Source organism: Frankia sp. CgKIO3 (assembly GCF_977946435.1).
Genome location: NZ_CDWTMO010000230.1, coordinates 1 through 5,047, shown reverse-complemented (window position 1 = coordinate 5,047; position 5,047 = coordinate 1). Strand labels below are relative to the sequence as shown.

At 69.9% G+C, this 5,047-nt stretch carries 5 protein-coding genes; 3 read left to right on the top strand and 2 right to left on the bottom strand.

Translation table 11 applies throughout. The features are described 5' to 3' along the window. Nucleotides 1-77 precede the first annotated feature (77 nt). Nucleotides 78-464, bottom strand: coding sequence for a hypothetical protein (locus AC08OJ_RS18535; protein WP_476596401.1), 387 nt, complete (start codon nucleotides 462-464; stop codon nucleotides 78-80). Between the two features lie 215 nt (nucleotides 465-679). Then, nucleotides 680-1,942 (bottom strand): magnesium/cobalt transporter CorA, encoded by a 1,263-nt coding sequence (corA, locus tag AC08OJ_RS18530; RefSeq protein ID WP_476594055.1) that lies wholly within the window; start codon nucleotides 1,940-1,942, stop codon nucleotides 680-682. Between the two features lie 220 nt (nucleotides 1,943-2,162). On the opposite strand from corA, the gene AC08OJ_RS18525 reads away from it, so the two are divergent. The 3 genes from AC08OJ_RS18525 to AC08OJ_RS18515 all read left to right on the top strand — a co-directional run. Next, nucleotides 2,163-2,876: a PhzF family phenazine biosynthesis protein gene (locus AC08OJ_RS18525; RefSeq protein ID WP_476594056.1), complete on the top strand. Its 714-nt coding sequence runs from the start codon at nucleotides 2,163-2,165 to the stop codon at nucleotides 2,874-2,876. Between the two features lie 203 nt (nucleotides 2,877-3,079). Next, nucleotides 3,080-3,838 (top strand): hemerythrin domain-containing protein, encoded by a 759-nt coding sequence (locus AC08OJ_RS18520; protein WP_476596400.1) that lies wholly within the window; start codon nucleotides 3,080-3,082, stop codon nucleotides 3,836-3,838. 224 nt (nucleotides 3,839-4,062) lie between these two features. Then, nucleotides 4,063-5,047, top strand: a 985-nt coding sequence (locus AC08OJ_RS18515) for a PP2C family protein-serine/threonine phosphatase (RefSeq protein ID WP_476596403.1), incomplete at its 3' end; no start/stop codon positions are given.

The window sequence follows — 5,047 nt, the reverse complement described above, 5'->3', positions numbered from 1 at the left end:
GGGTAGCCCTCCCTCGGCCCGTGGGCGACTTTTGACTACTTAAAGTAGTTGGCGGGCGAGGTCGGGCGTGCACCCCCTCAGCGGGACCGGGAGCTGCGGCGGGTGAGGAATCCCGCCGCATCGAGCACCTGGAGCTCGACCGCGAGCTCGTGGACCTCACGGGGCAGCGAGCGATGGTGCGCCAGCGCCTTGACCGCGGCGCGGGCGTGGCCGGCGAGCTCGTCGAGGGCGTGCTGGCGCTGGCGCATCCGAGCCCGCTCCTCCTGGATGGTCCGGACCGTGTCCTCCTGCCACCGGCGGGTCCGGATGAGATGCTCGCTGGCGTCGGCGGCCTGCCGCTCGGCATCCTCCAGCCGGTTGAGGAGCGCGTCGAGGGCCTCCAGCCGGCCGGCGAGCTCCGCGATGAGATCGCCCCGATCAGGCAGGATGGCTGTTTTATGACTCTTGGGGTCAGACGAGGTCATGGAGTCCCCTGACGGGTGGGGGGATCGGCGGGGACCGCACCGAGCGGCTGGCACGAGACCCGGTTGCTCCGACACGGTTGGTAACGGTAACCGACGTGGCGGGCCAGGGGTAACCCATCGTACGGATATGTCGCGTCAGCCAACTGATAGTAAAAAGGGACTATGGATCTGCCGTCATTGTCGTGGTCCCTGCGCGCATAGCATGCAGGTCGGTGTCAGAACCAGCCGTTGCGCTTGAACGCACGGTAGAGGAACAGGCAGATCGTCGTAATGACGGCCAGGATGGCCGGGTAGCCCCACGTCTGACGAAGCTCCGGCATGTGGTCGAAGTTCATCCCGTAGATCCCGGCGACGGCGGTCGGGACGGCGCCGATCGCCACCCAGGCACTGATCCGTCGCATGTCCTCGTTCTGTGCGATCGTCACCTGCGTCAGCGTCGCCTGGAGCACGGAGGAAAGCAGCTCGTCGAAGTGAGCTATACGCTCGCTGACCTGCTCGAGGTGGTCGGCGACGTCCCGGAAGTAACGGCGCATCGCCACGTCGACCATCGTGGGGGCGTCCGTGGTGAGGGTACGCAACGGGCCCGCGAGCGGCAGCACCGCGTGCTTGAGCTCCAGAAGCTCGCGTTTCATCTGGTAAGCGCTTTCCGTCGACGGCTTCTGATCCCGATGGAAGACCCCCGCCTCGATCTGGTCGACGTCGGCCTGGATGCTTTCCACGGTGCGGACGTAGTCATCCACAATGCTGTCGCAGATGGCGTGCAGCACGGCCGTCGGGCCGTGCCGGAGCATCTCCGGGTTGGCCTCCAGCCGGCCGCGCAGCTTCGTCATCTCCCCGTGCCTGCCGTGCCGCACGGTCACGACGAAGTCCTCGCCGAGGAAGATCATAATTTCGCCGGTGGTGACTACCTCGGAGGTGCTCGTCATCTGGGTGTGCTCCACGTAACTGGTCGTCTTGAGCACCATGAACAGGTGGTTCTCGTATTGCTCGAGCTTGGGGCGCTGGTGGCCGGTGACCGCGTCCTCCACCGCGAGCTTGTCCAGCCTGTACTCCTCGGCGATCGCGGTGAGCTGCTCGTAGCTCGGCTCGAACAGGCCGAGCCAGGCGAACCCGCTGCGTTCGGACCGCGCCAACCGCAGCGCGTCGGCCTGGTCGATGTCCGTGGTGACCCGCCGGCCATGGCTGTACACGCCGCAGGCCATGACGCGCCCGTCCGGCGTCCGCGGTAGCCCGGGGCGGGGCACCTGGCGTCGTTTGCGACCCACCCGGACTAGGGAGACCGGACGGGTCAGCGCGCCGGCGAGCTTATGGGCGTTGGCCGACGCCTGCTCCAGGGCGTCCCCCAGCACCTCCCGGACGGGATGCTGGCTGCCGTGGTCGCCGCCGTCCGGGTGCGCGCCGTCATCGTCGCGTCCCCGGCTCTCGCGTACCGTCTCGTCGCGTACTCTTTCGCCCGGCACCGCATCGTCCCGCATCATTGCCTCCTTCCCTGCCGCCGATCCATGTCCATGTCCACCTGTCGGCATTTCCCACGACCTTCCCGCTGGTGAACCTTCATGGTGACAAGTCGGTGCCGGCCGTCCGGAGGCGATCCGGGCTTCACCGTGGACGCGGATGCCTGGCGACTGTGCCGGCGGGGTGCCACGCGAAGGGTGAGACACACGTCCGGCGTATGGGATACCTCACAGGGAGGATCGAGTGATCGGGATCGAGGTACGCACGCTTCGGGTGTTCGCCGACGAGACGGGCGCCGGCGGCAGTCTGCTCGCCGTGGTGCTGGACGCCGCGAAGTTGCTGCCCGACGCGCGGGAGCGGTCCGTCGTCGCGCGCCGACTAGGCTGCTCCGCCACGGTCTTCGTCGACGACCCGGAGCTGGCGGAGCTGGCCACCTTCACGCCCGCCGGGGAGCTGCCCCTGGCGGGACACGCCCTGGTAGGGTCGGCCTGGCTGTTGGGTCGGCTGCTCGGTGGCCATCCGGAGATCCTCCGCCCGGCCGGCGGCGAGGCGGTCAGCTGGCAGGAGCAGGGCCGGGTCTGGGTCCGCAGCGCCTTGGCCGCCGTGCCTTATTGGTGGCATGAGATGCTTGCGGACCCGTGCCAAGTCGACGCGCTCGACCTGCCCCGTCCACCCGGCGAGGACCTGACCCAACTCTGGGCGTGGGAGGATGAGCCGGGCGGGGTCGTGCGGGCCCGGGCCTTCGCCAGCAGGCACGGCGTCACCGAGGACGAGGCCTGCGGGTCGGCTTCCATGCGACTGGCCGCGCTGCTCGGGCGGCGGCTCACCATCCGGCACGGTACCGGTTCGATTGTGCTCGCGCAGCCGGGTCCGCCCGGCCACGCCGACATCGGCGGCCTGGTGGTCGAGGATGAGACGCGGTTCCTCGCCGATCTCGACGAGTTCCTCGCCCGGTGACGGTGCCGTCCGGCGGAGCCACGGCCGGACACCACAGGGACCAAGTCTGAGAGTCAGGTGCCGAGCGAGGCGACTGGCACCTTTTGTGGGTACCGGGTTACGGCTGCGTGGTGGCTGCCGAGATGCGGACCGGGTCGGATAGGCGTAGCTTGGGCTTCCGGTAGCTCTCCGCTGGGTATCTGCCCATGGGCTGCGAGGTGGTCATGGCCGAGACGTTGGCGACCTTGGTGGAGGCCGCGCATCAGGACGCCGTCCGTCTGATCGAGCTCTCGCGCAGCGCCGACGCCCACGGTGACGTGGGTGGTCCGTCGACCGACCCGCGGCAGGCGCTGCATGCCAGCGACGCGGCCGTGGCCGCCGTCTCCGCACACCTGAGCGCGATGGAGTCGGTGGTCTACCCGGAGATGGCCCGCCGGGTCGTGGGTGGCCGGGCGCGGGTGGCGGACCTGGGCCGCTTGGCGCGGCGCTGCTCCTCGGTGATGCGCGGCATTGAACAGTACGTCCAGGGGGACCTCAACCGGCCCGCGGAGCCGGTCGCGAACCTGCGCCGGGATCTGGCCGCGTTGATGGTCGAACATGCGACGCTGGAGGACGAACTTCTGCGTGAGCTGATGGCCGAGCTGTCCGACGACGAGCGCCGGGATCTCCTCGACCGCTTCTCCGATGCGATGCGCCACGCTCCGACCCGACCGCATCCGCACCTCCTGCACAGCAGGCTGTTCGGTGGAAGCCTGGCGGCCCGCCTGACGGGCTACTGGGATCACCTGCTCGACGTGATGGACGCTCGGGAGGTACCCGGCGCGCCGGTGCGGGCCCCGGTGCCCGCCGGGCTGTGGGGCTGGTACCTGCTGGGCCGTCCCACGGCGCCGGTTCCGGGTGAGACCCCGCCAGGGAGGGAGGGCGCGCAGGGCCGCGCTACCGGCAGCCACACCGATGCTGATAGCCACACCGCCGCCCGTTGATCTGTCCTGGCGACTGCCGTCGTTCCCGTGGGCCCACCATGTCTTTCTGAGCCCGGTTTTCCTGAGCCCGTCGCGCTCCGTCTTCTTGGCCGCGGTCCACTCCGGTTCGGCGTTCCGATGCGCACGGGCGCTGTGGTCGTGCCATGCTTCGGGTCCGGGTTGGGCCGGTATGGCCTCGTGTCGTGCAATGCCGAGGAGATGTGTCAGGAACCGAGAGCAACGCGATGCGGGCGCCGAACGCTGATCCTGCGGAAGTGATCTGGCCTGTGCTGTTGGTCGAGGACGATGATGCCGACGCCTATCTGGTGTCCGAGCTCCTCGACGAGGCCTCCGCTCCGGTCGAGCTGACCCGGGTGCGCACGGTGGCCGAAGCCGCCCGTCGCAGCGAGCACGTCGCGTGCGTGCTGCTGGATCTAGGGCTGCCGGACAGCGAGGGCCTGTCGGCGCTGCGCCGGTTGCTCACGGTCGAGGCGGGAGCGCCGGTCGTGGTGCTCACCGGTCTGGTTGACAAGTACCGGGGGGCGCAGGCGGTCGCCGCGGGCGCGCAAGACTACCTCGTCAAGGGCCAGGTCGACGGGCGGGACCTGGTCCGGGCCGTCCGGTACGCGATCGAGCGCAAGCGGGCCGACACCGCCGCGCAGGCGCTGCGGGAGTCGGAGCTGCTGGCGGACGAGCGGGCCCGCCTCGAACGCGGCCTGTTACCCCGGCCGCTCATCGACGACGGCCGGTTGCACCACGACGCCCGGTACCGCCCCGGCCGGCAGCAGTCCCTGCTCGGCGGGGACTTCTACGACATGGTGTCCACCGCGGACGGCACGCTCCACGTCCTGCTCGGCGACGTCTGCGGGCACGGCCCGGACGAGGCAGCGCTCGGGGTGAGCCTGCGGATCGCGTGGCGCACGTTGGTCCTTGCCGGTGTTCCGGAACCCGACCGGCTCGGGTATCTCCAACGCGTGCTGGTGAGCGAGCGGGAACAGGACGAGATCTTTGCGACGGTGTGCACCCTCGCGATCGCTCCCGAGCGGACCTCGGCGCGGATGCGGCTGGCCGGTCATCCGCCGCCGGCGCTGTTGCATCCGCGGCTGTCGGCGCTGCCGGGCGACGTCGTCGGCCCGGCTCTCGGCATCGTCGACAACGATCTCTCCGAGGAGGTGCGGATCGAGCTCGGGCCGCACTGGGCGCTCCTGCTCGCCACGGACGGCCTGCTGG